This is a genomic window from Vibrio sp. V39_P1S14PM300 (assembly GCF_009904765.1).
Taxonomy (GTDB): Bacteria; Pseudomonadota; Gammaproteobacteria; order Enterobacterales; family Vibrionaceae; genus Vibrio; species Vibrio proteolyticus.
The window spans coordinates 26,631-51,240 of the sequence record NZ_WXWP01000321.1 but is presented as its reverse complement, the minus strand read 5'-3'; the positions used below and the strand labels follow the sequence as shown (position 1 = coordinate 51,240).

Here is a 24,610-nt window from a genome sequence, read left to right as displayed (position 1 = left end):
GTTTACTTTAGTACTTTTACTCTAACGCATGTTGGTATAAGTTAAATAAAGGCTCGGTAAGACTTATGTCTAGCTTGAAAAGCGAGAGGCAGTAAGTGAAAGTGTCACTGTTAAAAACAAAAGATGATGCAATTTACCGACCCATGAAGTGATGTGATTTGTGGTTCTAAATTTACAAATGTAGTCAGGTCTAGTGAAGGAATACGAATATGCTTGCAAACACACCAGAGAAAATGCCGAGTCACGCCGAAGCCCAAGATACCCTAGGCATGCTTGATGTTGTGGCGACACTTTCGCCACAACATCAGGCTATTTTCCCTGTCGAAGCCCAAACTTTTTTATCTCAATTGTGTAGCAAGTTTGCTTCCCGGGTTGATGAGCTGCTTGAGGCGCGTGAACAGCGTCAGTTGCACATCGACCAAGGGGAGTTGCCCGATTTCCTCAGCGACACTCAAGATATTCGCGAGGGAAGCTGGAAAATCCTTGGTATCCCTGCGGATCTGCAGGATCGCAGGGTGGAGATCACCGGTCCGACCGAGAGAAAAATGGTGATCAATGCGCTCAATGCCAACGTCAAAGTTTTCATGGCAGATTTTGAAGACTCCATGGCACCTGCCTGGGACAAGATGCTGGATGGTCAGATCAACTTGCGAGATGCCGTGGACGGTACCATCAGCTACACCAATCCGGATAATGGCAAGCAGTATCAACTGAGCGAGGATCCCGCGGTCTTGATCTGCCGGGTTCGGGGTCTGCACCTCAAAGAGAAACACGTCACGTTTGCCGGACAGATCATTCCCGGCGCGCTGTTCGATTTCGCACTGTACTTCTTCAACAATTACCGAGCGCTGTTGGCAAAAGGCAGCGGTCCGTACTTCTACCTGCCTAAGCTTCAGTCTCATCACGAAGCGAAATGGTGGAGTGAGGTGTTTCATTTTACCGAAGACTATTTTGGCCTGGATACCGGCACCATCAAAGCCACCGTGCTGATTGAGACATTGCCTGCGGTGTTTGAGATGGATGAAATCCTGTTTTCGCTCAAAGAGCACATCGTCGGATTGAACTGTGGTCGTTGGGATTACATTTTCAGCTACATCAAAACGTTAAAGAACCATCCGGATCGGGTACTGCCGGACCGTCAGGTGGTCACCATGGATAAACCGTTTCTCAATGCCTATTCCCGTTTGCTGGTGCGCACTTGTCATCGCCGTGGTGCGTTTGCGATGGGCGGTATGGCCGCTTTTATTCCAGCGAAAGATCCTCAGGTCAATCAGCAGGTTCTGGATAAGATCCGTCACGATAAGCAGCTTGAAGCGGACAATGGCCACGACGGTACTTGGGTTGCACACCCGGGCTTGGCGGACACTGCGATGGCGGTCTTCGATCACGCCTTAGGCGGGCGCAGCAATCAGTTGGAGGTTAGCCGTGATACAGATGAGCCTGTGAGCGCGCAGCAGTTACTCGCTCCGTGTGAAGGGCCACGCAGTGAAGCCGGCATGCGCCACAACATTCGCGTGGCATTGCAATACATTGAAGCCTGGATCTCCGGCAACGGATGTGTGCCTATCTACGGGATGATGGAAGATGCGGCCACCGCAGAAATTTCAAGAGCGTCGATTTGGCAATGGATCAAACATGGTAAGGAACTGGACAACGGGCAAGTGGTGACCAAAGCCCTGTTTGAGCAATACCTGACTGAAGAAATTGAAGTAGTAAAACAAGAACTTGGCGCAGAACGTTTTGACAATGGACGTTTTGCCGAAGCGGCGCAACTGATGAGCCGACTGACCACCAGTGATGAGCTGAGTAACTTCCTGACGATTCCCGGATACGACTACCTGGACTGAACACTGAGTGACTCAACCGATAACGATAACAATCAATAACGTGAACTGTTTTCAAGGGCAGAGAGGGATGTACTGCTCGCGAAAAGGATGACCATGCGCTTGCGCATCAATATAAGAGGGACTGAACATGACATTAACTCGCCGCCAACAAATTGAAGCTCTGGAAAAAGACTGGGCAACCAATCCACGCTGGAATAACGTAAAACGTCCGTACAGCGCGGAAGAAGTGGTCGAACTGCGTGGCTCTATGGTGCCCGCCAATACCATTGCCCAGCGTGGTGCTGACAAGCTGTGGTCTCTGGTCAACGGCAGTGCCAAAAAAGGTTATGTGAACTGTCTTGGTGCACTGACCGGCGGGCAGGCTGTCCAGCAGGCGAAAGCGGGGATTGAAGCCATCTATCTGTCGGGCTGGCAGGTGGCGGCGGACAACAATACCGCCTCCACGATGTATCCGGATCAGTCACTCTACCCGGTGGATTCCGTCCCTTCAGTCGTAAAACGCATCAATAACTCCTTCCGTCGCGCCGACCAGATTCAGTGGGCTGGTGGCAAGTCTCCGGATGAGGAAGGTGGTATTGATTACTTCCTGCCTATTGTCGCCGATGCGGAAGCTGGCTTTGGTGGCGTACTGAACGCGTACGAACTGATGAAGTCGATGATCGAAGCCGGGGCGGCAGGTGTGCACTTTGAAGACCAGTTGGCGTCAGTGAAGAAGTGTGGCCACATGGGCGGTAAAGTGTTGGTTCCGACTCAGGAAGCGGTACAAAAGCTGGTAGCAGCGCGTCTGGCGGCCGACGTTGCAGGCACGACCACACTGGTTATTGCACGCACCGATGCCAATGCAGCCGACCTGTTGACGTCGGATTGTGATCCTTACGATAAGGATTTCATTCAAGGAGAGCGGACACAGGAAGGTTTCTACCGAGTGCGCGCTGGTATCGATCAGGCGATATCACGTGGCCTGGCTTATGCGCCTTACGCTGATTTGATCTGGTGTGAAACCGCCACTCCGTGTTTGGAAGAGGCGCGTAAGTTCGCCGAAGCCATTCATGCTGAGTACCCGGATCAGCTGTTGGCTTACAACTGCTCGCCTTCGTTCAACTGGGAGAAAAACCTGGATGCTGAAACGATTGCCAAATTCCAGCAAGCGCTTTCAGACATGGGTTACAAATACCAGTTCATCACGCTCGCAGGCATTCATAACATGTGGTTCAACATGTTTGAACTGGCACATGCGTATGCGCAGGGTGAAGGCATGCGTCATTACGTTGAAAAAGTTCAGCGTCCAGAGTTCCAGGCGGCAGAGAAAGGCTATACCTTCGTCGCGCACCAGCAAGAAGTGGGCACGGGTTACTTTGACAGGATGACCAACACCATTCAGGGCGGAAATTCATCCGTTACAGCCCTGACTGGCTCTACCGAAGAAGATCAATTCTAATCACTAACAACCTTAACGTGGTGTTTGAGCGGCTTCGGCCGCTCTTTTTTTATCTGGTTCTGGGGGCAAGTGAATCGGCGACAACGGAGAGAAGCGGGGCTGTCTGGGGGGATCTCAGTCGAACGCTTGTATCTCTTCCGGTTCACTATCTTCTTGCAGTTCCAGCAGGTTGATGGCGATGGCCACAAAGTCACTGTCGGTGATAATGCCGACCAGCTCGTCTTGATCGACCACAGGCAGACAGCCGACTTTGTGTTTTTGCATGTAGATTGCACTCTGTTTGAGCCCCGCTTTCGGGCTGACGGTCATGATGCTGGTGTGCATCACATCGACCAGCGGGGTGTTCATGGTGTACGAATTTTCATCCGATACCTGCTGCAGGCTGGAATCTTGTGCGGCCAGAATATCGCGTTGAGTAATAATGCCCTGTAAGCGGCGTTCAGTGTCCACCACCGGAATATGGCGAATATCCAGCGCTTCCATCATGTGCTTGGCATCAGCAAGGGAATGAGAGCGCAGCAACGTATGCGGGTTGCGAGTCATCATATCTTCGACCTTGATCATAGTGGCCTCCTGCTTCTCGTGAATATGCATTTAATATAGTTGTTTTTGGGCCGGCGGAATGAGAGCTGCTTCGGTTTTTGTTTTGCTATCCCTAAAAATTGTAAGGCAAATTGTGCCGGGTCAAATCGAGCTGAGATTTAAGTTTCGAAACAAACTCTCTCCTTGCTATTGCCTCGGGTACGCCTATACTAGTCGGCTGCGAAAAAACTCGTCAAAAGACCGTTTAATCACCTGATAAGACCTTATTAACATGCAAGTATCCGATTTCCATTTTGACCTGCCTGATGAACTCATCGCCCGTTACCCTCAGCCTGAGCGTACTGCCAGCCGTCTGTTGCAATTAGATGGCAACAGCGGCGAGCTGACCGATGGTACGTTTACTGATGTACTTTACCAGGTACAGCCCGGAGATCTGGTGGTGTTTAACAACACTCGTGTGATCCCGGCACGTATGTTTGGCCGCAAGGAATCGGGTGGCAAACTGGAAGTGCTGGTTGAGCGCATGCTGGATGATAAGCGCATTCTGGCACATGTACGTTGTTCGAAATCGCCAAAACCAGGAACGACGATTTTTGTTGGTGAACAAGATGAGTACCGCGCACAGATGGTTGCACGTCATGACGCACTGTTTGAGCTCGAATTTAACTCAGAGAAAACCGTGTTGGAGATTCTGGAGCAGATTGGCCACATGCCATTGCCTCCGTACATCGACCGTCCTGACGAAGAAGCGGACAAAGAGCGTTACCAGACCGTATATAACCAGAAACCGGGCGCGGTGGCGGCCCCGACCGCCGGTCTGCACTTCGACGAAGTGTTGCTGGAGAAAATGAAAGCCAAAGGGGTGGAGTTTGCTTATGTAACTCTGCATGTTGGCGCGGGTACATTCCAGCCGGTCAAAGTGGACAATGTCCATGAACACCACATGCATGCTGAATACGTAGAAGTGCCGCAAGACGTGGTGGATGCAATTCAGGCGACCAAAGCGCGCGGTGGCCGGATTATTGCCGTTGGCACCACCTCTGTGCGTTCACTGGAGAGCGCTGCGCAGGATGCACTGAAAAAAGGCACACCGTTGGTGCCGTTTTTTGGTGACACCGAAATCTTTATTTTCCCGGGATACGAATACCAACTGGTGGACTGCCTTATCACCAATTTCCACTTGCCAGAGTCAACTTTGATCATGCTGGTCAGTGCGTTTGCCGGCTACGAGAACACTATGAAGGCGTATCAACACGCGGTCGCCAATCAGTACCGCTTCTTCTCTTATGGTGATTCCATGTTCATCAAAAAGAAAACCGCTTAGGCGAAAATCAACCAGCCTGTCCGGTAAGGTATCCGGATAGGAAGAATTTACGAGTGCTAGCAGTAAGCTAGGAGAGCAGGGCCAATTCTGCTCTCTCGCAGGGAATACGCGACCGCTCCTCATTGAGCCCGACAGGGCTCTGAAATAACCGTCAGACTGTTTCTCTGACATTGGAGGCTTCGTGAAATTAACGTTTGATCTAAAAAAGAAAAATGGTAACGCCCGTCGTGGTCAGTTGACCTTTGAACGCGGTACGGTGCAAACCCCGGCATTCATGCCAGTGGGCACCTATGGCACGGTAAAAGGGATGACGCCGGAAGAAGTCAAAGGCACCGGCGCTGAAATCTTGCTGGGCAACACATTCCACTTGTGGCTGCGTCCGGGTCAGGAAGTGATGAAAATGCACGGCGACCTGCATGACTTTATGAACTGGCATGGTCCGATCCTGACCGATTCAGGCGGTTTCCAGGTATTCAGCCTGGGTGACATCCGCAAAATCACCGAAGAAGGGGTGCACTTTCGTAACCCGGTGAACGGTGACAAGATTTTCATGGACGCAGAAAAGTCGATGGAAATCCAGAAAGACCTGGGCTCAGACATCGTTATGATCTTTGACGAATGTACCCCATACCCAGCGACACACGCAGAAGCGAAGACGTCGATGGAAATGTCACTGCGCTGGGCGCAACGTTCTCGCGACCACTTTGACAAACTGGACAACCTGAACAATCTGTTTGGTATCGTACAGGGTGGTGTGTATGAAGATCTGCGTGACGTGTCAGTCAAAGGGCTGACCGAGATCGGCTTTGATGGTTACGCGGTCGGAGGGCTGGCGGTCGGTGAACCGAAAGAAGACATGCACCGAATTCTGGAACACACTTGTCCGCAGCTACCGGAAGACAAACCTCGTTACTTAATGGGAGTTGGCAAACCGGAAGATTTAGTAGAAGGTGTGCGTCGCGGTATCGACATGTTCGACTGTGTGATGCCAACGCGTAATGCACGTAACGGACACCTGTTTGTGACGGGGGGTGTGATCAAGATCCGTAATGCGAAACACAAAACGGATACTTCTCCACTTGATCCGCAATGTGACTGTTACACTTGCCAGAATTACTCGAAGTCATACCTGCACCATTTGGATCGTTGCAACGAAATTCTGGGTGCGCGTCTGAACACCATTCATAACCTGCGTTACTACCAGCGTTTGATGGAAAGTATTCGTAAAGCGATTGATGAAGATCGCTTTGACCAGTTTGTGGAAGAGTTTTACGCTCGCCGAAACCGCGAGGTTCCGCCGCTGAGCAAATAACTCAGCGAGTGACAAAATATAAGCAATAGCGCTCGATTTTTGAGAGGGTGATCTCTAATACACTCTTTGACAGTTGAAACTCGGGTGCTAAAGCTCAACTTGTTGGATTATCAATAAAAAATAACAGAGGACATTACTCGATGTTTATCAATAAAGCTTACGCAGCAGCAGAAGGCGCTTCACAGGGCGGCGGTTTTGAAATGCTCATCATGCTGGGCATGTTTGCCGTTATCTTCTACTTCATGATTTATCGTCCGCAAGCGAAGCGTGTTAAAGAGCACAAGAACCTGATGGCTGCAATGGCAAAAGGTGATGAAGTGCTGACCAGCGGTGGCTTGGTGGGTAAGATCACTAAGATTTCGGAAGAAACGGATTACATCTCAATTGAGCTGAATGCCAACAATGAAGTTGTGATCAAGAAAGATTTCGTTACTGCTGTACTGCCAAAAGGTACGCTTAAATCTCTATAAAACAGCCTGAGGATCCTCGCTGTGCTAAATCGTTACCCGTTATGGAAGTACCTGATGGTGCTGATGGCCATCTGTGTCGCAGCGCTGTATGCACTTCCGAACATATACGGTGAAGATCCAGCTATTCAAGTAACAGGGGCGCGTGGCGCCTCTGTTGATATGTCGACGCTGGATGCTGTTACCGACACTCTGAAAAAAGACACCCTTTCCTACAAATCCGCCGCGCTTGAAAACGGTTCCATCCTGATTCGATTCAACGATACTGACACCCAAATCAGTGCTCGTGACGTGATCAGTGAAGCGTTGGGGGAAGATAAAATTGTTGCGCTCAACCTGGCTCCGTCAACCCCACATTGGCTGGAAGCAATTGGCGCAGCGCCAATGAAGCTCGGTCTTGACCTGCGTGGTGGTGTACATTTCCTGATGGAAGTGGACATGGACGCGGCGATGGAAAAGCTGGTCAGCCAGCAAGAAGAAGCGTTCCGTAGTGAGCTGCGTGACGAAAAGATCCGTTATCGTGCGATTCGTCCTTCCGGCAAACAGGCAGTGGAAGTCGTCCTGCGCAATGAAGAGCAACTGGATCAGGCGAAACGCTTACTGACCTCCAAACACCCGGACATGACGTTCAGCGAAAACGGCTCAAACAGCCGCTTTGCGCTGATTGCGACGTTTACGGAGCCGCGTCTGCAAGAGATCCGCAACTATGCGGTTGAGCAGAACATCACCATTTTGCGTAACCGTGTGAATGAACTGGGTGTGGCAGAACCTCTGGTTCAGCGTCAGGGCGCCAGCCGTATTGTGGTGGAGCTGCCTGGTGTTCAGGACACCGCTCGCGCCAAAGAGATCCTGGGCGCCACTGCGACACTGGAATTCCGTGAAGTCGATGACAAAGCCGATCTGGCCGCAGCGGCGGCCGGTCGTGTGCCTGCCGGCAGTGAAATCAAATACGACCGTGACGGTCGCCCTGCGGTACTGAAAAAGCGGGTGATTCTGAGCGGAGCCAGTATCACGGATGCCAGTTCAAGTACGGATGAATACGGTCGCCCTCAGGTGAACATCTCGCTCGACAGCGAAGGTGGTAACAAAATGGCGGCATTCTCGAAGAAGAACATCGGCAAGCTGATGGCGACGGTCTTCGCAGAATACAAAGACAGTGGTCGCAAAACGCCAGAAGGCAAAGTGATTCTGTCTAAGCACGAAGAAGTGATTAACCAGGCGACCATTCAGTCAGCACTGGGGCGTAACTTCCGCATTACCGGTATCGACTCTGCGGCAGAAGCGCACAACCTGGCGCTGTTACTGCGTGCCGGGGCACTGATTGCGCCAATCTCAATCGTGGAAGAGCGTACCATTGGTCCGTCTATGGGTCAGCAGAACATCGATATGGGTATTCAGGCGTGTATCTGGGGTATGGTCGCTGTGATGTTGTTTACCCTGTTGTACTACCGTGGATTCGGCCTGATTGCGAACCTCGCGCTGATGGCTAACCTGGTACTGATTATCGGTGTGATGTCGATGATTCCGGGCGCGACGATGACCCTGCCGGGGATTGCCGGTATCGTTCTGACCGTCGGTATGGCGGTGGATGCGAACGTGCTGATCTTCGAGCGTATTCGGGAAGAACTGCGGGATGGACGTAATCCGCAACAAGCGATCCATCAGGGCTATGCTAATGCGTTCAGTACCATTGCCGATGCGAACATCACCACACTGATTACCGCCATCATCCTGTTTGCAGTGGGTACCGGCGCGATCAAAGGTTTCGCTGTGACACTGTCCATCGGTATCCTGACCTCTATGTTTACTGCCATCATTGGTACACGTTGTGTCGTGAACCTGATTTACGGCGGTAAGCGTGTGAAGAAACTGTCGATCTGAGGCTGAGAAGAGTTATGTTTCAAATTCTGAAAGCAGGAAAAGCGATCGACTTTATGCGTTGGTCGAAATTCGCCTTCATCTTCTCTTTGTTGATGATTGGCGCGTCTATTTTCACTTTATCCACCAAGTGGCTCAACTGGGGCCTGGACTTTACGGGTGGTACGCTGATTGAAGTCGGTTTTGAACAGCCGGCCAATCTGGAAGAGATCCGTACCTCGCTGGAAGCGCAAGGGTTTGGTGACGCTACCGTACAGAACTTCGGTTCGGCACGTGAAGTCATGGTGCGTTTGCGTCCGCGTGAAGATGTTGCCGGTGAAACGCTGGGTAACCAGATTCTGTCTGCAATCAAAGACGGCACGGGCAAAAGCGTGGAAATGCGTCGGATTGAGTTCGTCGGTCCGAACGTCGGTGATGAACTGACCGAAGCCGGTGGCCTGGCGATCCTGGTCTCTCTGATCTGTATCCTGATCTACGTCTCAATGCGTTTCGAATGGCGTTTGGCTGCCGGTGCGGTACTGGCCTTGGCGCACGATGTGATCATTACCTTGGGCGTCTTCTCGCTGATGGAAATCGAAGTGGATCTGACGATCGTGGCTGCATTGCTGACTGTGGTGGGGTACTCACTCAACGATACCATCGTGGTCTTTGACCGTATCCGCGAGAACTTCCGCAAGATGCGCAAGGGCGAGCCCGCCGAGATCATGAACAGTTCGATTACTCAGACACTGAGCCGAACGTTGATCACCTCGGGGACTACCTTGTTTGTGGTGATTGCGCTGTTTACTCAGGGCGGGGCGTTGATCCACGGCTTTGCCACTGCCTTGTTGCTGGGCATCACGGTCGGTACGTATTCTTCCATCTATGTCGCGTCAGCTTTGGCTTTGCGACTGGGCATCACCAAAGAGCATTTGATGCCACCTCAGGTGGAAAAAGAAGGCGCCGAATTCGACGAAATGCCATAAACATCCCAAAAAGCTACTGCCAGTCAGTAGCTTTTTTTATGTCTGACGCTTAAGGAGGGCTCTATGCCTATTACTACGCTTGATCGCCACTGCGCGCTGATTGTGATTGATTTACAATACGGTATTGTCCCGCTCCCGCCCGCTCAGGACGCCAAACGTGCTGTCGAGCACAGCGTTGCGTTGATTCAGGCCTTTCACAGGGCAGATCACCCCGTCGTGTTGGTGAATGTGGCTGGCAGTGCACCGGGTCGCACTGATGTCGGACCAAGCCGTGTTGAGCCTGCGTCGGACTGGGCGGAACTCATTGAGGCTTTACCGCGGCGAGAAGAGGATATTTTGCTCACCAAACGGAATTGGGGAGCGTTTATTAATACCGAGTTGCATTCTCTGTTGCAGGCGCGTGGGATCACGAAGGTGGTGGTGTGCGGTATTGCGACCAGTATTGGGGTGGAGTCCACGGCCAGGCAGGCGTTTGAGCTTGGGTATCATGTCGTATTGTGCCGTGATGCCATGGCGGATCTGGACCCGTACAACCACCGTCATGCCTGTGACAAAATTTTTCCTCGTCTGGGCCAGGTGTGTGACAGCGCAGAGATGATTCGACTGTTGGAGAGTCCGACGGTATAAAAAAAGCCCCGGCACTTATGGTGCAGGGGCTTAGACTGGTAATCAGCGTGACGGGCTTAGCATTACACAGTCGCGATTATTTCATCATTGCTTCGTTGCCGTTTTCACGGATGTGTTTCAGGATGCCTTTCACACCGCGTGCGCTGGAGGTGACAACATTGCCTGATTTCATGTAATCAGTACCACCGGCGAAATCGGTGATGATGGCCCCCGCTTCACGAGCGATCAGCTCACCTGCAGCCATATCCCAAGGTTTCAGGCCCAGCTCAAAGTAACCATCGACACGGTTCGCTGCCACGTAACACAGATCCAGAGCGGCAGAACCAGTGCGACGGAAATCGGCAACGTCGGTGAACAGTGACGTCATGATCTTGAAGTAAGATTCAGAGTGTTGTTTCTGCTTGAACGGAAAGCCCGTTGCCAGAACAGTACCTTGCAGATCTTTCAGTTGCTTAACACGGATACGTGCGTTGTTCAGCTGAGCACCTGAACCACGTTGTGCGGTGAACAGTTCATTCAGCATAGGATCGTAAACACAGGCAACTTCAGTTTTGCCTTTGATGCGAACCGCGATAGATACAGAGAAGTGAGGCAAACCTTTTACAAAGTTTGTGGTGCCATCCAGTGGGTCGATGATCCATTGTACGTCGTTGTCTTTGCCTTCCATCAGACCGCCTTCTTCAGCGATGATTGAGTGCTCAGGATATGACGCTTTGATAGTGCTAACGATAATAGCTTCCGCTTCTTTGTCTACGTTCGTAACAAAGTCGTTAATGCCTTTTTGTGTTGATTCGATTTTTTCGGCGTTTTCTAGAGATTTAGCAATATGGTTGCCTGCTTTTCGCGCAGCGCGAATAGCGATATTTAGCATTGGATGCATACGGGTTTCCCAACGGATGTTAAAGAACGAAAAAGCGGGCGGCAGTATATCAAAGTTTTTTCAAAAAGGAAGTGGTTATTTTTTGAACTTTTAGTTGCACAAAGTTCGAGGGTCTGACCATTTTACTCAGGTATGTGTTAATATCGTGCGGCTTTTCCATTTGGGGTATGAAATCCATGTTAGATAACGTCAAAGTCGTGCTGGTCGGCACATCACATTCAGGTAATATCGGCTCTGCTGCCAGAGCAATGAAAGTGATGGGACTGAGCCAGATGGTTTTGGTTGACCCTCAATGTGAAGTGGATGCTCAGGCGGTGGCACTGGCGGCTGGAGCGAGTGAAATCGCTTTGAATGCGCCCGTGGTTTCAACGCTGGAAGAAGCGGTTGCAGATTGCGGTCTGGTGGTGGGGTCAAGTGCCCGTTCCCGAACGCTGGAGTGGCCGATGCTGGAGCCGCGTGAATGCGGTGAGCGTTTTGCGCTGGAAGGTGAGCAACACCCGGTCGCACTGGTGTTTGGCCGTGAACGAACCGGTCTGACCAATGAAGAGCTGCAACGTTGCCATTATCATGTTTGCATTCCGGCAAACCCGGAGTACAGTTCGCTCAATCTGGCCATGGCAGTGCAAACCTTGAGCTACGAAGTGCGTATGGCACATCTCAATCGCCAGCAACAGCAGTATCCGCCTCAAGAAGCACAGGGCTATCCGCGCCATCAGGAGCTGGAACGTTTTTACCAACACCTTGAAAAAGTGATGCTGGACACCCAGTTCATTTCTGAGCAGCAACCAGGACAGGTGATGAACAAACTGCGTCGTCTGTTTAGCCGAGCAAGACCAGAGGCTCAAGAAATCAATATCTTACGTGGCGTTTTAACCGCGGTAGAGAAAAGTCTGATGAATAAGAAATAACCATTTTTATTCAGTGGTTAAATACCTGACTAATTTACTCAAATAAATACTTGACCATTTTAGTCAGGTATGAAAAACTCATACCACACAAACAAAGTGGATATGGTGTGATATGAGACTTACATCTAAAGGAAGATATGCGGTAACAGCCATGTTAGATGTGGCTCTGCATTCGCAACAAAACCCAGTTCCACTGGCGGATATTTCAGAACGCCAGGGAATTTCGCTCTCTTATCTGGAGCAACTGTTTTCTAAACTGCGCAAAGCAGGCCTGGTGGCTAGCGTGCGTGGTCCTGGCGGTGGTTACCGCCTCGGCGCAGAAGCGACGACGATTTCCATCGGCACTGTGATTGCTGCGGTGGATGAGTCTGTGGACGCGACCAAATGCAATGGTAAAGGTGATTGTCAGGGCGGTACGCGCTGTCTGACTCACACACTTTGGCGTGATCTGAGTTCACGCATCAGCGACTTCCTGAATAACATCACCCTGGGTGAGTTAATGATTGATAATGAAGTCCTGGAAATTTCAGATCGTCAGGATATTGAGCTGTCGGTCAACAATGGGTTCGCACAGAAAAAATCAAACACCGCCCCCATCGGTGTGAATGTTCGCTCATAGCGGCAATGTTTTACATTGGAGTAAAGAATGAAACTGCCTATTTATCTTGATTATTCAGCAACCTGCCCGGTCGATCCTCGCGTTGCTGAAAAAATGGTTCAGTACATGACAATGGATGGCGCATTCGGTAACCCGGCGTCACGTTCGCACCGTTATGGCTGGCAGGCAGAGGAAGCAGTGGACACGGCTCGTGAGCAGATTGCTGACCTGCTGAACGCGGACCCGCGTGAGATTGTCTTCACTTCTGGTGCGACGGAGTCGGACAACTTGGCGATCAAAGGTGTGGCGCATTTCTACAATAAGAAAGGCAAACACATCATCACGTGTAAAACAGAGCATAAAGCGGTGCTTGACCCATGTCGTCAGCTTGAACGTGAAGGTTTCGAAGTGACGTACCTGGAGCCTGAGTCAAATGGTCTTATCGACCTGAACAAACTGCAGGCAGCCATGCGTGATGACACGGTTCTGGTGTCAATCATGCACGTGAACAACGAAATCGGTGTGATTCAAGACATCACCGCGATTGGTGAACTGTGTCGTGAGCGTAAGATTGTCTTCCATGTCGATGCTGCGCAATCTGCGGGTAAATTGCCGATCGATGTTCAGGAAATGAAAGTAGACCTGATTTCTCTGTCGGCGCACAAGATTTACGGCCCGAAAGGCATCGGTGCCCTGTACGTTCGCCGTAAACCACGTATCCGTCTGGAAGCCCAGATGCACGGTGGTGGCCACGAACGTGGATTCCGTTCAGGCACACTGGCAACCCACCAGATCGTTGGTATGGGTGAAGCATTCCGCATTGCAAAAGAAGACATGCAGAAAGATTACGATCACGCTCTGGCATTGCGTAACCGTCTGCTGGATGGCGTAAAAGATCTGGAAGCGGTCACAATCAATGGTGATTTGGAGCAGCGTCTGCCAAATAACCTGAACATCAGCTTTGCGTTCGTTGAAGGTGAATCGCTGCTGATGTCTCTGAAAGACCTGGCGGTCTCGTCAGGCAGTGCTTGTACATCAGCCAGTTTGGAACCGTCGTACGTACTGCGTGCTTTGGGTCTGGACGATGAGCTGGCTCACAGCTCAATCCGTTTCTCATTCGGTCGTTTCACGAGCGAAGAAGAAGTGGATTACGCAATTGAACAAATCCGCGTAGCGGTTAACAAGCTGCGTGACATGTCTCCTCTATGGGATATGTACAAAGAGGGAGTCGATTTGAGCACCGTTGAATGGGCGCATCACTAATCGTTCCAAGGACAGAAGTAGAGGATTCGAGGTAATTTATCATGGCATATAGCGAAAAAGTAATTGATCACTACGAGAACCCACGTAACGTAGGTTCGTTCGACAAAGAAGACCCAAGCATTGGTAGCGGTATGGTCGGTGCCCCAGCTTGTGGTGACGTAATGAAACTGCAAATCAAGGTAACGCCAGAAGGCATTATCGAAGATGCGAAGTTCAAAACGTACGGTTGTGGTAGTGCAATCGCTTCAAGTTCACTGGTTACTGAGTGGGTGAAAGGCAAGTCAATCGACGAAGCGGCAGCAATCAAAAACGCTGAAATCGCGGAAGAGCTGGAACTGCCTCCGGTGAAAGTTCACTGTTCAATTCTGGCTGAAGACGCGATCAAAGCCGCGGTTGCAGATTACAAGAAAAAACACCAACAGTAAGACTTTAAATTATGGGGAGCCCTTTGCTCCCCATTCGTTCGACCTAACAGACAACGATAAAGGTGCAGTATGGCCATCACTCTGACTGAAAACGCAGCATCCCGCGTGAGAACATTCCTGGAAAATCGAGGCAAAGGTATCGGTTTGCGTCTGGGCGTGAAAACGACTGGGTGTTCAGGTATGGCGTATGTGCTGGAGTTTGTTGACGATCTGAATGAAGAAGATCAGGTTTTTGAACATAACGGCGTGAAAATCATCATTGATGCAAAAAGCATGGTCTACCTCGATGGTACCGAGCTGGATTACGTCAAAGAAGGCCTTAACGAAGGTTTTGAATTCAACAACCCGAATGCGAAAAGCGAATGCGGTTGTGGTGAGAGTTTCAACGTTTGAGCAAAAACCGTCGGGCCGTCTGGCCCGGCACTGACTATCCTGAGCGAATGCTATGAACCATTTTGAATTATTTGGGCTACCAAGTCAGTTTCAGCTGGATGGTAGCCTTCTTTCTTCTCAGTTCCGTGAACTGCAAAAGCGATTCCACCCAGACAACTTTGCCTCAGCTTCCGAGCGAGATCGCCTGTTAGCCGTGCAAAAAGCAGCGCAGATCAATGACGCCTACCAAGTGCTGAAAAATCCGCTCTCGCGTGCGGAGTACCTGTTGGCTGAAAATGGGGTAGAAATCCGCGGTGAGCAGCAGACGATGCAGGATCCCATGTTCCTGATGGAGCAGATGGAACTGCGCGAAGAGTTGGAATCGCTGGCGGATGACAGCGATGCGATGGATCGACTTTTTGACTTTGACAGCAAGGTCAGCAAAATGTACCGACATCATCTGGCGGAAGTCGAGCACGAACTGGATAGCGGGTTGTGGAATGAAGCCGCTGATCGTGTACGCAAACTCAAATTTGTCGCCAAGTTAAAACACGAGATTGAACTGGTTGAAGACAAGTTAGCGGGCTAACCCGCGCTTCAACAAGGAACCGAAAAAGGACCCATAATGGCATTACTTCAAATTGCAGAGCCAGGTCAGAGTAGCGCGCCACACGAGCATAAGCTGGCAGCGGGGATCGATCTGGGGACAACAAACTCTTTGGTGGCGTCCGTACGCAGTGGCAGTGCGGCAACGCTGACCGATGAGCAAGGCAGAAGCATTCTGCCGTCTGTTGTGCATTATGCCGAAGAAGACACGCAAGTGGGTTACGCCGCCCGAGATAAGGCGCAGCAAGATCCGCAAAATACCATTATTTCTGTAAAACGCCTGATTGGCCGTTCACTGGCTGACATCCAGCAACGTTATCCGACACTGCCTTATCAGTTCAGTGAAAGTGAGAATGGCCTGCCGGTACTGCAAACGGCACAGGGCGCGAAAAATCCGGTTCAGGTCTCGGCTGAGATTCTGAAATCACTGGCTCAACGCGCCGAGCATACTCTGGGTGGCGAGTTGTCCGGGGTTGTGATTACCGTCCCTGCGTATTTCGATGATGCACAGCGTGCCAGCACGAAAGACGCAGCCCGTCTGGCGGGTCTGCATGTCTTGCGCTTGCTCAATGAGCCGACGGCGGCGGCGATCGCCTACGGCCTTGATTCCGGTCAGGAAGGGGTGATAGCGGTCTATGATTTGGGTGGCGGCACATTCGATATTTCGATTCTTCGCCTGTCGAAAGGGGTATTTGAAGTGCTGGCCACGGGCGGTGACTCTGCGCTGGGTGGCGATGATTTTGACCATCTGGTGGCTGAACATCTGCAAGCCAAAATTGGCATTGACGGGCCGTTGAGTGCTGGCGACAACCGCGCGTTGCTCAATGCGGCCACTGCGGCCAAAATTGCGTTATCAGACCGCGACGTCGCCGAGCTTGATGTGCTGGGGTGGCAAGGTACGCTGAGCCGTGATGAATTTGATGATTTGATTCGCCCTCTGGTGAAAAAAACGCTGATGTCATGCCGCCGCGCACTGAAAGATGCGGACGTGGACACCGATGAAGTCCACGATGTGGTGATGGTCGGTGGGTCGACGCGTACGCCGCTGGTCCGCGATATGGTGGGGGAGTTTTTCAATCGCACCCCGCTGACCAGCATTAATCCGGATGAAGTGGTTGCCATTGGCGCCGGCCTGCAAGCGGATGTACTGGCCGGAAACAAGCCAGATTCTGAGATGCTACTGCTGGATGTGATTCCGCTGTCTCTCGGTATTGAAACCATGGGCGGTTTAGTGGAGAAAATCATTCCGCGCAACACCACGATTCCGGTGGCGCGTGCGCAGGAGTTCACCACGTTTAAAGATGGCCAGACCGCGATGGCAGTGCATGTGGTGCAGGGAGAGCGAGAAATGGTGGATGACTGCCGCTCGTTAGCCCGTTTCTCTCTGAAAGGCATTCCGCCTATGGCCGCAGGCGCTGCTCACATTCGGGTCACCTATCAGGTGGACGCCGATGGTTTGCTGTCGGTCACCGCAATGGAGAAAAGCACCGGTATTCAGGCCGAGATTCAGGTGAAGCCTTCGTATGGTCTGAGTGACGATGAAGTGGCGAATATGCTGAAAGACTCAATGACGCACGCAAAAGAAGACATGCAAGCGCGTGCGTTGGCGGAACAGCGTGTGGAAGCGGATCGGGTAATTGAAGGCCTGATCGCAGCGATGCAAGCGGATGGCGACGAGCTGCTCAGTGAGAGTGAGCGTCAGGCGCTTGTCACCGCGATCGAATCGCTGATCGAACGGCGTAATGGTGATGATGTCGCAGCGATTGAGCAGGGCATCAAGGACACCGATAAAGCGAGCCAGGATTTTGCCTCTCGCCGAATGGACAAATCAATCCGTGCCGCACTGGCCGGTCAGTCTGTCGACGATATTTAAAGAGATTAAAACTATGCCAAAAATTGTTGTTCTCCCTCATCAGGATCTTTGCCCGGAAGGGGCGGTACTTGAAGCCAGCGAAGGCGAAACGGTATTGGACGTTGCGTTGAAAAACGGCATTGCGATCGAACACGCGTGTGAGAAGTCGTGCGCGTGTACGACTTGCCACGTGATTATCCGTGAAGGCTTTGATTCGCTTGATGAAAGTGATGAGCTGGAAGATGATATGCTGGATAAAGCCTGGGGGCTGGAACCAGAATCCCGTTTGGGCTGTCAGGCGAAAGTGGCCGATGAGGACTTAGTGGTTGAGATCCCTCGTTACACCATTAACCTGGCGAAAGAAGATCACTAATCATGCATGGCGGTTATACTCAGGGTAACCGCTGTGAGTAAGACAGGAAACCGTTATGAAATGGACTGATTCGCGCGATATTGCGATTGAACTGTGTGATAAATTTCCGGACATCGATCCGAAAAACGTACGTTTTACCGATCTGCATCAGTGGATTCTGGATTTGGAGGATTTTGACGATGAGCCTAACCGCTCAAACGAGAAAATCCTCGAAGCGGTGATCCTGTGCTGGATGGACGAAATGGACTAAGCATTTCGCTTGGCAAAACCCTGCGCAGTTAACAATTCTTACTAAAAAAAGCGGACCTTATGGTCCGTTTTTTTCTCAAGTTGACATTTTTACCCTACATAATGCTAACATTCGATGGTTATGAATAGTGCGGCCAGGCAAAGCCGCGGAAAGACAAGGAGAAACCATGTCTGCACATATGTCAGTTTTTATCAGCCGTGAACCTGCCCAGCCTCAGTGGGGAGACAAGGCACTGCTCTCATTTTCTGAAAATGGCACCACCATTCACCTGACTCAGGGGAATGCTCAGGACGCGATTCAGCGAGCGGCGCGCAAATTAGATGCACAGGGTATTCGTACAATCTCACTCGCTGGTGATGGTTGGGATCTGGAGACGATCTGGACTTTCCATCAAGGTTACCGTAATCCGAAAAAGAACAACCAGCTAGAATGGTCAGCGCTGGCAGAAGGTGAGCAACATGAGTTGCTGGCTCGTATTAAAGCGGCTGACTGGACACGCGATATTATCAACAAAAGTGCGGAAGAAATTGCACCACGTCAGTTGGCGACGCTGGCGTCTGAGTTTATCAAGTCCGTGGCTCCTGAAGGTACCGTTACCAGCCGCATCGTGAAAGATCGCGACCTTCTGGCCGAAGGCTGGGAAGGCATTTTTGCCGTGGGGCGTGGTTCTGAACGTACCTCTGCCATGCTGCAGCTCGACTTCAACCCGACAGGGGATGAGAATGCACCGGTATTCGCCTGTCTGGTGGGCAAAGGCATTACGTTCGACTCTGGTGGTTACAGCCTGAAACCATCGAATTTTATGTCGGCAATGAAAGCGGACATGGGCGGCGCCGGCACCATTACCGGTGGCCTGGGACTGGCCATCATGCGTGGCCTGAACAAGCGGGTAAAATTGATCCTGTGCTGTGCTGAAAACATGGTTTCTGGTCGTGCGCTGAAATTGGGTGACATCATCACTTACAAAAACGGGACAACTGTCGAAATCATGAACACCGATGCTGAAGGTCGCTTGGTGTTGGCGGATGGTCTGATTTACGCTTCAGAGCAACAGCCGCAACTGATCATTGACTGCGCGACCTTGACGGGCGCGGCCAAGAATGCGCTTGGTAACGATTACCATGCGTTGATGAGCTTTGACGATGAGTTGTCTCATCAGGCACTGACGGCCGCTCGTCATGAACAGGAAGGTTTGTGGCCACTGCCTGTGGCTGATTTCCACCGTGAGATGTTGCCTTCTAGCTTTGCGGATCTGTCGAACATCAGCTCTGGTGACTACTCTCCGGGCGCCAGCACAGCCGCGGCGTTCTTGTCCTACTTTGTCGACGATTATAAGCACGGCTGGCTGCACTTTGACTGTGCAGGTACTTACCGTAAAGCGGCGTCAGACAAATGGGCGGCGGGTGCCACCGGTATGGGCGTGCGTACACTGGCCCGAGTGCTGGTGGAGCAGGCCGACAAATAAAGTATTACTGGTTCCGCGAACAGCGGAACCAGACTTATAACTACAATGATATGAAGTAGAAGGATACCTCTTATGGCTCTGGAAAGAACATTTTCTATTATTAAGCCCGATGCAGTCGAACGTAATCTGATTGGTGAGATTTACCATCGTATTGAAAAAGCGGGTCTGACCATCATTGCGGCGAAAATGGTTCGCCTGACAGAAGATCAGGCGCGTGGATTCTACGCCGAGCACGAAGGCAAACCTTTTTTTGAACCACTGAAAGAGTTCATGACCTCTGGCCCCATCATGGTTCAGGTGCTGGAAGGTGAAAACGCCATTGCGCGTTATCGTGAACTGATGGGAAAAACTAACCCGGAAGAGGCGGCATGTGGCACGCTACGTGCGGATTACGCACTGAGCATGCGTCACAACTCGGTTCATGGCTCAGACAGCCCGGAATCAGCGGCTCGCGAGATTGAATTTTTCTTCCCGCAGGCAGAAGTTCACCCACGTTAAATTGAATAACAAAGCCCCGAAATTGTTCCGGGGCTTTTTTTGATTTTTCTGTTTTGTCCTGATGTGCATTCACACATTGACGACGCAACGGTTTTCAGAGCATATCGACTGCTTTCTCAAGCGCAGCAATCAAACGTTCCACATCTTCCGAAGTATTGTAGATCGCAAAGGAAATCCGCACCGTCCCGGTCACCTTGAGGGCGTCCATCAGCGGGTGTGCACAGTGGTGCCCGGCCCGCACTGCGATCCCTTGTTGATCGAGCAAGGTTGCGATGTCCTGATGATGCACGCCTTCCATGACAAACGTCAGCACTGCCGCATCAGGCTGATAACCCAGTACCCGGATGTCAGCCATGGCCGTCAACGCAGCGTAGGTGCGTTGTTGCAAGTGATGCAGATGCGCTTCGACCTCAGAGCGCGGAAACTGTTGATACCAGTCGATGGCACTGGCCAGTGCGATGGCGCCGGCCACATTGGGGGTGCCGGCTTCAAATTTGCCCGGCAACGCTGAGTAAGTGGTGTGTCCGAACGTCACTTTCTCCACCATTTTGCCTCCGCCGTGCCACGGTGGCATGGCTTCCAACAGGGTCAGTTTGCCATACAGCGCGCCGATGCCAGCCGGCGCGTAAAGTTTGTGGCCGGAAAAGACATAGAAATCTGCATCCAACTGGGTGACATCGACCGATTCATGCACGATTCCCTGAGCACCATCAACCACTACAACGGCATTGTACTGATGTGCCTTGGTAATGACGGTTTCAATTGGCTGACGCGTTGCAGTGACATTGGTGATGTGCGCCAGCGCTACGATTCGGGTGCGAGCACTGAGTAATTGGTCGTATGCCGTCATATCCCACTGGCAATCCGGCGTCATGGGCACTTTCACCACCTTGGCGCCGGTTTGCTCAGCAACAATTTGCCAAGGCACAATGTTCGCGTGATGCTCCATCTCACCAACCAGAATTTCATCGCCAGGCTGGAGTGTGCCGCGCGCGTATGTTTGGGCAATCAGATTGATGGCTTCGGTGGCGCCCCGGGTCCAGATGATCTCTTTACTTGTCGAGGCACCGATAAACTCAGCGACCTTGTCTCGGGCTGCTTCAAACTGGCTGGTGGCATGAGCCGTCAGGCTGTGACTGCCGCGATGTACATTGGCGTTTTGTGAACTGTAGTAGCGGGAAATGGCATCGATCACCACTTGCGGCTTTTGTGTGGTCGCGGCACTGTCGAGGTAGACAAGCGATGAATCGTTGACCTGTTGTTGCAGGGCCGGGAACTGCGCCCGGATCGCAGCGATGTCTATCATGCGTCGTTACTCAGTTTGTGGTATTGCAGTGTCGGGATCACGACCATGGGGTCTGCCACCTCTGCTGCCAGTTGTTTACCGGACAGCTTAATGATGATCTCCATCGCGAACTCCAGAGCGGTGCCCGGCCCCTGACTGGTGATCAGGTTGTGATTGATGTCAATCGTAACGCGTTTGGCACGCCATTTATCGGCTGGTATATGTGATTGAAAGCTCGGGTGACAGGTCATCAGAGCGCCGGGATAGAGATTGTGATGCTGCAAGACCAGTGCCGGGGCGGCGCAGATGGCGGCAACCAGGCGGCCATCGTATTTTTGTTGGCGAACGATTTCGACCAACACTGTGCTGTCTCTGAAGGTTTCAGCTCCCCCGACGCCGCCCGGCAGGATCACGGCATCAAATTCTTCATCAGCAATGTCAACCAGTTTGCAATCGGCCGTCAGTGTAACGCCTCGCGAGGCTTTCATCGTCAGCTCGCCTTCAAAGTCTGCGCTGGCGACCACCACCTCATATCCGGCCCGAACCATAATATCGATAACAGTGACTGCTTCCATCTCTTCGGTGCCAGGAGCAATCGGTATAAGTACACGTTTGGTCATGATGAAGTCCAACTTAATTCTGTGTGTTTAATCTGCTGATACAGGGCGCTATTCGTTGGTACCTCAATACCATGATGTGTGGCACGGCGAAGGAGGTAACCCGTAATAAAGTCTATCTCGGTTTTCCGCTGGTAGAAAACATCCTGCTGCATGGAGGAAAAGTTTGTCGCTGTGGCCGCAATGACGTTGTGAATGTTACTGCGCAGAGCTTGCTTGGATACATCGATGGATTCAGCGTGCATCACCTGAACTAACTCGTCGATGATGGCCTCCAGTGGTGCCTGAAATTGCGGGTCTGCTAAATCACCATTGCGACACTGATGTAACGCGGTCAACGGGTTAATGGCGCAGTTGATCGCCAGTTTGTGCCACAGCGCGGACTGGATATGCTCATTCCATTGCACGTCTGGGAGTGCGTGGTGCAGAACGTCGGTCAGGAACTGACACTGCTGTCCCTGCGTGTTGTAAGCCCCCAGTTGCGTGTGACCCAGGCCGGTGTGATTCACCTGATTCGGGGTTGGTTTGAATGCGCCGTGCGTCGTGGTGGCCAGAACCATCGGGTGCGAGGAGAGCGTTGGCGCCAGTTGGTCAAGCGCGCCCATCCCGTTGTGACAAAACAGCAATATTGTGCGAGGGTCGAGATGGGGAATCAAAGGCCGTATGGCCGCGTCAACCTGCCAGGCTTTGACTGTCACCAGCAGCATATCCGCTTTGGTTAATGCAGAGCGCTGATGATTGGCAAAGGAGAGGCTTGGTGTCTTACCCAGTGCCAGATTAATTGAAGTCACGTGTTGGCGACTCCATAGCGACACGTTGTGCCCGGCCAGAGCCAGATGACAGGCCCATAACGAGCCGATGGCACCTGGGCCGACAACCACAATATTCATCCTGCTTCCCACGGTTGTTGCGAATGGGAGCAAGGATAATGTCCTGTCTCAGGAAAGCAAACAAAAATGGCGCCATCCGGCGCCATTTTTAAAAGCAGAGTTCTGATTAGAACTTGTAGGTTACTGCCAGATAGTGGCTGAAACCAGTTGATTCAAGCTCTAGGCCGTTACCGATGTCCAGACCGTCTTTCACGCCGTAAACGTCTTTGTATGCTTTCAGGCCGTAACCAACAGCAAAACGCTCAGAGTGCCAGTAGATACCGTTAAACATTACGCCACCGTTAGAGGATGTCGTGCCAAACTTGTTACCTGCATCATCATCCATACCGAATTGGTAATCGATGTAACCTTGGTAAGAAATGAATGAACCGTTCTCGAAGAAGTAGAATGGTTTGAACCAGTTGGTCGAGATTTGGAAACCGTTCCAGTCTTTTTTGTTGATGTCGTAAAGGCTGTACACGTTCAGGCCAACTTTACCCAGCCAAGGTACGTTCACATCAGAACCCAGACCCCAGAAAGAGTTGTTTACACCGCCATTGTTACCACCCCAGTTGTACAGAGTTGCAAAGTACAGCTCTTGTACAGGACCGAAAGACAGGTCTTTACCAGTGACTGCGTCCAGAGAAACACGCGGTGCAAATTTCATGAACATTTTGTCAGGAGCGCCGTTCTCGATGGACTTATCCTGATTGTCTTTAGTCGCTAGGTTAAATACATCAACGTAACCGTATAGATCGAAGATTCCTGAGCGACCGCCAAATTCCATTTCCAGGTAATCGTGGGCGTTGTCGTCAGCGCCTTTTACGCGAGGCATCTCATCGATTGAGTACATGTAGTTAAACTGCATCCACTTGTAATCGTTTTTGTGGATATCGCCATCTGAGTAGTCAGCGGCCAGAGCTGGCGCGGAAGTCGCTGCTAACAAGCTAAGAGCTAAAAGTGATTTACGCATAAGGGGACTCTCTATAGGTTTGTTTGTTTTTTGGATACACGATCTGATTGCCGTGCTTCCAGATGGCGGGAATGATAGCGATAAAAATCTCAATTGAAAGTGATACCCAGTGCAAAACCAAACAAAATTAGTGACGAAGATCTCAACTTCGTTTTATTTCACGGAACTTATTTTGTGTTGCATGGTTTTTCATTTTCTGTGTGATCTTGATCGTTTGCTTGGCGATTTTTAGGTTTTTTTATGCTTATCGTTAAACCAACATTTTTCGTTAGTGATCGGGCTGGCACCCCTTGCGTAATAAGGGGTGCCAGCTAAAAGGAATGTGTAGATGAACGAAATTAAGTTGTTTCCGCTGAGTTCAATGGTGTTGCCCGAAGGTAAAATGAGTTTGCGTATCTTTGAGCCACGTTATAAGCGTTTAGTTGCTGAGTGTTCGCGACAAAACAGTGGGTTTGGTATCTGTCTGCTGGACAGTGACGCCGGTCTGGCACCGGGTAACGTGTCGTCGATTGGTACTTACGTAAAAATCGTTGACTTCGAAACATTAGACGACGGGTTGCTGGGGATTACCGTGTCCGGAACTCAGCGCTTTGTGGTTGAGCGTGTTGCAGCCGAGTTTGATGGATTGCGCAAAGCCCACGTGCGTTGGCTGGACAACTGGTCTCAGCAGAAAATCGAACGATCACAACAATATATCAGTGAACAGCTCCAATTTGTCTATCGGCAATTCCCCCAGATAGGCGACTTGTACTCGCACTGTTTTTTTGATGACGCAAGCTGGGTCAGCCAACGCTGGTTGGAGATATTGCCACTGGAATGCACGCAGATGGAACAGTTGGCCGGGCAACGGGACTGTAGCGCGGCTATGCACTTTTTGAGCATGGCAATTGAGGGCAGTGTGACGACGCAAAGTAAATGGTCTTCCTAGAATGGTGTGTGTGGACGCAGTCACTATAATTAGGAGACTGCAGGGCG

General features: G+C 51.3%; 26 protein-coding genes. 20 read left to right on the top strand and 6 right to left on the bottom strand.

Annotated features, from left to right (window positions below):
* Nucleotides 1-209: 209 nt before the first annotated feature.
* A complete protein-coding gene (gene aceB / locus CAG65_RS16560; protein WP_161454336.1) occupies nt 210-1,847 on the top strand; it encodes a malate synthase A in 1,638 nt (545 codons plus the stop codon).
* A gap of 127 nt (nt 1,848-1,974) precedes the next feature.
* Entirely contained in the window at nt 1,975-3,285 is a 1,311-nt protein-coding gene (gene aceA, locus CAG65_RS16555) for an isocitrate lyase (RefSeq protein ID WP_161454335.1), read from the top strand.
* A 114-nt stretch (nt 3,286-3,399) separates the two neighbouring features.
* Here aceA and CAG65_RS16550 read toward each other — a convergent pair whose 3' ends face one another.
* The gene (locus CAG65_RS16550) at nt 3,400-3,849 is read right to left on the bottom strand and encodes a CBS domain-containing protein (protein ID WP_161454334.1); all 450 of its coding nucleotides are present in this window, start codon (nt 3,847-3,849) and stop codon (nt 3,400-3,402) included.
* A gap of 250 nt (nt 3,850-4,099) precedes the next feature.
* Here CAG65_RS16550 and queA point away from each other — a divergent pair, with 250 nt between their 5' ends.
* The 6 genes from queA (at nt 4,100) to CAG65_RS16520 (ending at nt 10,401) form a co-directional block, all read left to right on the top strand.
* Nucleotides 4,100-5,152: a tRNA preQ1(34) S-adenosylmethionine ribosyltransferase-isomerase QueA gene (queA, locus tag CAG65_RS16545; protein WP_021705910.1), complete on the top strand. Its 1,053-nt coding sequence runs from the start codon at nt 4,100-4,102 to the stop codon at nt 5,150-5,152.
* A gap of 181 nt (nt 5,153-5,333) precedes the next feature.
* Nucleotides 5,334-6,464, top strand: a complete 1,131-nt coding sequence (tgt, locus tag CAG65_RS16540; RefSeq protein WP_161454333.1) for a tRNA guanosine(34) transglycosylase Tgt — start codon at nt 5,334-5,336, stop codon at nt 6,462-6,464.
* 140 nt (nt 6,465-6,604) lie between these two features.
* On the top strand, nt 6,605-6,934 hold the full coding sequence (gene yajC / locus CAG65_RS16535; protein WP_021705908.1) for a preprotein translocase subunit YajC: 330 nt from the start codon (nt 6,605-6,607) through the stop codon (nt 6,932-6,934).
* A 21-nt stretch (nt 6,935-6,955) separates the two neighbouring features.
* On the top strand, nt 6,956-8,812 hold the full coding sequence (secD, locus tag CAG65_RS16530) for a protein translocase subunit SecD (protein WP_161454332.1): 1,857 nt from the start codon (nt 6,956-6,958) through the stop codon (nt 8,810-8,812).
* A gap of 14 nt (nt 8,813-8,826) precedes the next feature.
* Entirely contained in the window at nt 8,827-9,774 is a 948-nt protein-coding gene (secF, locus tag CAG65_RS16525; RefSeq protein ID WP_161454331.1) for a protein translocase subunit SecF, read from the top strand.
* A 63-nt stretch (nt 9,775-9,837) separates the two neighbouring features.
* Nucleotides 9,838-10,401, top strand: a complete 564-nt coding sequence (locus CAG65_RS16520; RefSeq protein WP_161454330.1) for a cysteine hydrolase family protein — start codon at nt 9,838-9,840, stop codon at nt 10,399-10,401.
* A 76-nt stretch (nt 10,402-10,477) separates the two neighbouring features.
* Here the strand turns inward: CAG65_RS16520 and suhB are convergent, their stop codons facing one another.
* Nucleotides 10,478-11,281, bottom strand: a complete 804-nt coding sequence (gene suhB / locus CAG65_RS16515) for an inositol-1-monophosphatase (RefSeq protein ID WP_021705904.1) — start codon at nt 11,279-11,281, stop codon at nt 10,478-10,480.
* A 176-nt stretch (nt 11,282-11,457) separates the two neighbouring features.
* On the opposite strand from suhB, the gene trmJ reads away from it, so the two are divergent.
* The 11 genes from trmJ (at nt 11,458) to ndk (ending at nt 19,891) form a co-directional block, all read left to right on the top strand.
* Nucleotides 11,458-12,189 (top strand): tRNA (cytosine(32)/uridine(32)-2'-O)-methyltransferase TrmJ, encoded by a 732-nt coding sequence (gene trmJ / locus CAG65_RS16510; RefSeq protein ID WP_161454329.1) that lies wholly within the window; start codon nt 11,458-11,460, stop codon nt 12,187-12,189.
* Between the two features lie 112 nt (nt 12,190-12,301).
* Nucleotides 12,302-12,808 carry a Fe-S cluster assembly transcriptional regulator IscR gene (gene iscR / locus CAG65_RS16505; RefSeq protein WP_081693170.1) on the top strand — a complete coding sequence of 169 codons (507 nt, stop codon included), beginning with the start codon at nt 12,302-12,304 and terminating at the stop codon, nt 12,806-12,808.
* Between the two features lie 27 nt (nt 12,809-12,835).
* The gene (locus CAG65_RS16500) at nt 12,836-14,050 is read left to right on the top strand and encodes an IscS subfamily cysteine desulfurase (RefSeq protein WP_021705901.1); all 1,215 of its coding nucleotides are present in this window, start codon (nt 12,836-12,838) and stop codon (nt 14,048-14,050) included.
* 41 nt (nt 14,051-14,091) lie between these two features.
* Nucleotides 14,092-14,475, top strand: coding sequence for a Fe-S cluster assembly scaffold IscU (gene iscU / locus CAG65_RS16495; protein WP_021705900.1), 384 nt, complete (start codon nt 14,092-14,094; stop codon nt 14,473-14,475).
* A 69-nt stretch (nt 14,476-14,544) separates the two neighbouring features.
* Entirely contained in the window at nt 14,545-14,868 is a 324-nt protein-coding gene (gene iscA, locus CAG65_RS16490) for an iron-sulfur cluster assembly protein IscA (RefSeq protein ID WP_021705899.1), read from the top strand.
* 52 nt (nt 14,869-14,920) lie between these two features.
* Entirely contained in the window at nt 14,921-15,436 is a 516-nt protein-coding gene (gene hscB, locus CAG65_RS16485; RefSeq protein WP_161454328.1) for a co-chaperone HscB, read from the top strand.
* Nucleotides 15,437-15,472: 36 nt separating this feature from the next.
* Nucleotides 15,473-17,326, top strand: a complete 1,854-nt coding sequence (gene hscA, locus CAG65_RS16480; protein ID WP_161454327.1) for a Fe-S protein assembly chaperone HscA — start codon at nt 15,473-15,475, stop codon at nt 17,324-17,326.
* 13 nt (nt 17,327-17,339) lie between these two features.
* Complete coding sequence (gene fdx, locus CAG65_RS16475) at nt 17,340-17,678, top strand: ISC system 2Fe-2S type ferredoxin (RefSeq protein ID WP_021705896.1); 339 nt, start codon at nt 17,340-17,342, stop codon at nt 17,676-17,678.
* A 55-nt stretch (nt 17,679-17,733) separates the two neighbouring features.
* A complete protein-coding gene (iscX, locus tag CAG65_RS16470) occupies nt 17,734-17,928 on the top strand; it encodes a Fe-S cluster assembly protein IscX (RefSeq protein ID WP_021705895.1) in 195 nt (64 codons plus the stop codon).
* A gap of 166 nt (nt 17,929-18,094) precedes the next feature.
* Nucleotides 18,095-19,393, top strand: a complete 1,299-nt coding sequence (gene pepB, locus CAG65_RS16465; protein ID WP_161447412.1) for an aminopeptidase PepB — start codon at nt 18,095-18,097, stop codon at nt 19,391-19,393.
* 72 nt (nt 19,394-19,465) lie between these two features.
* Nucleotides 19,466-19,891: a nucleoside-diphosphate kinase gene (gene ndk, locus CAG65_RS16460; protein ID WP_021705893.1), complete on the top strand. Its 426-nt coding sequence runs from the start codon at nt 19,466-19,468 to the stop codon at nt 19,889-19,891.
* 94 nt (nt 19,892-19,985) lie between these two features.
* Here ndk and csdA read toward each other — a convergent pair whose 3' ends face one another.
* From csdA to CAG65_RS16440, 4 genes are all read right to left on the bottom strand, one after another.
* Nucleotides 19,986-21,197: a cysteine desulfurase CsdA gene (gene csdA, locus CAG65_RS16455; protein WP_161454326.1), complete on the bottom strand. Its 1,212-nt coding sequence runs from the start codon at nt 21,195-21,197 to the stop codon at nt 19,986-19,988.
* Nucleotides 21,194-21,796 (bottom strand): DJ-1 family glyoxalase III, encoded by a 603-nt coding sequence (locus CAG65_RS16450; RefSeq protein WP_161454325.1) that lies wholly within the window; start codon nt 21,794-21,796, stop codon nt 21,194-21,196. Before CAG65_RS16450 ends, csdA begins: the two co-directional genes overlap by 4 nt.
* On the bottom strand, nt 21,793-22,683 hold the full coding sequence (gene panE / locus CAG65_RS16445; RefSeq protein ID WP_161454324.1) for a 2-dehydropantoate 2-reductase: 891 nt from the start codon (nt 22,681-22,683) through the stop codon (nt 21,793-21,795). Before panE ends, CAG65_RS16450 begins: the two co-directional genes overlap by 4 nt.
* A gap of 106 nt (nt 22,684-22,789) precedes the next feature.
* Nucleotides 22,790-23,635 (bottom strand): nucleoside-specific channel-forming Tsx family protein, encoded by an 846-nt coding sequence (locus CAG65_RS16440; protein ID WP_021705889.1) that lies wholly within the window; start codon nt 23,633-23,635, stop codon nt 22,790-22,792.
* A 328-nt stretch (nt 23,636-23,963) separates the two neighbouring features.
* On the opposite strand from CAG65_RS16440, the gene CAG65_RS16435 reads away from it, so the two are divergent.
* A complete protein-coding gene (locus CAG65_RS16435) occupies nt 23,964-24,563 on the top strand; it encodes an LON peptidase substrate-binding domain-containing protein (RefSeq protein ID WP_021705888.1) in 600 nt (199 codons plus the stop codon).
* Nucleotides 24,564-24,610 lie beyond the last annotated feature (47 nt).

Coding starts and splice junctions, on each gene's coding strand:
- aceB (WP_161454336.1), top strand. CDS start 210: ATGCTTGCAAACACACCAGAGAAAATGCCGAGTCACGCCGAAGCCCAA.
- aceA (WP_161454335.1), top strand. CDS start 1,975: ATGACATTAACTCGCCGCCAACAAATTGAAGCTCTGGAAAAAGACTGG.
- CAG65_RS16550 (WP_161454334.1), bottom strand. CDS start 3,849: ATGATCAAGGTCGAAGATATGATGACTCGCAACCCGCATACGTTGCTG.
- queA (WP_021705910.1), top strand. CDS start 4,100: ATGCAAGTATCCGATTTCCATTTTGACCTGCCTGATGAACTCATCGCC.
- yajC (WP_021705908.1), top strand. CDS start 6,605: ATGTTTATCAATAAAGCTTACGCAGCAGCAGAAGGCGCTTCACAGGGC.
- secF (WP_161454331.1), top strand. CDS start 8,827: ATGTTTCAAATTCTGAAAGCAGGAAAAGCGATCGACTTTATGCGTTGG.
- CAG65_RS16520 (WP_161454330.1), top strand. CDS start 9,838: ATGCCTATTACTACGCTTGATCGCCACTGCGCGCTGATTGTGATTGAT.
- suhB (WP_021705904.1), bottom strand. CDS start 11,281: ATGCATCCAATGCTAAATATCGCTATTCGCGCTGCGCGAAAAGCAGGC.
- trmJ (WP_161454329.1), top strand. CDS start 11,458: ATGTTAGATAACGTCAAAGTCGTGCTGGTCGGCACATCACATTCAGGT.
- iscR (WP_081693170.1), top strand. CDS start 12,302: ATGAGACTTACATCTAAAGGAAGATATGCGGTAACAGCCATGTTAGAT.
- CAG65_RS16500 (WP_021705901.1), top strand. CDS start 12,836: ATGAAACTGCCTATTTATCTTGATTATTCAGCAACCTGCCCGGTCGAT.
- iscU (WP_021705900.1), top strand. CDS start 14,092: ATGGCATATAGCGAAAAAGTAATTGATCACTACGAGAACCCACGTAAC.
- iscA (WP_021705899.1), top strand. CDS start 14,545: ATGGCCATCACTCTGACTGAAAACGCAGCATCCCGCGTGAGAACATTC.
- hscB (WP_161454328.1), top strand. CDS start 14,921: ATGAACCATTTTGAATTATTTGGGCTACCAAGTCAGTTTCAGCTGGAT.
- hscA (WP_161454327.1), top strand. CDS start 15,473: ATGGCATTACTTCAAATTGCAGAGCCAGGTCAGAGTAGCGCGCCACAC.
- fdx (WP_021705896.1), top strand. CDS start 17,340: ATGCCAAAAATTGTTGTTCTCCCTCATCAGGATCTTTGCCCGGAAGGG.
- iscX (WP_021705895.1), top strand. CDS start 17,734: ATGAAATGGACTGATTCGCGCGATATTGCGATTGAACTGTGTGATAAA.
- pepB (WP_161447412.1), top strand. CDS start 18,095: ATGTCTGCACATATGTCAGTTTTTATCAGCCGTGAACCTGCCCAGCCT.
- ndk (WP_021705893.1), top strand. CDS start 19,466: ATGGCTCTGGAAAGAACATTTTCTATTATTAAGCCCGATGCAGTCGAA.
- csdA (WP_161454326.1), bottom strand. CDS start 21,197: ATGATAGACATCGCTGCGATCCGGGCGCAGTTCCCGGCCCTGCAACAA.
- CAG65_RS16450 (WP_161454325.1), bottom strand. CDS start 21,796: ATGACCAAACGTGTACTTATACCGATTGCTCCTGGCACCGAAGAGATG.
- panE (WP_161454324.1), bottom strand. CDS start 22,683: ATGAATATTGTGGTTGTCGGCCCAGGTGCCATCGGCTCGTTATGGGCC.
- CAG65_RS16440 (WP_021705889.1), bottom strand. CDS start 23,635: ATGCGTAAATCACTTTTAGCTCTTAGCTTGTTAGCAGCGACTTCCGCG.
- CAG65_RS16435 (WP_021705888.1), top strand. CDS start 23,964: ATGAACGAAATTAAGTTGTTTCCGCTGAGTTCAATGGTGTTGCCCGAA.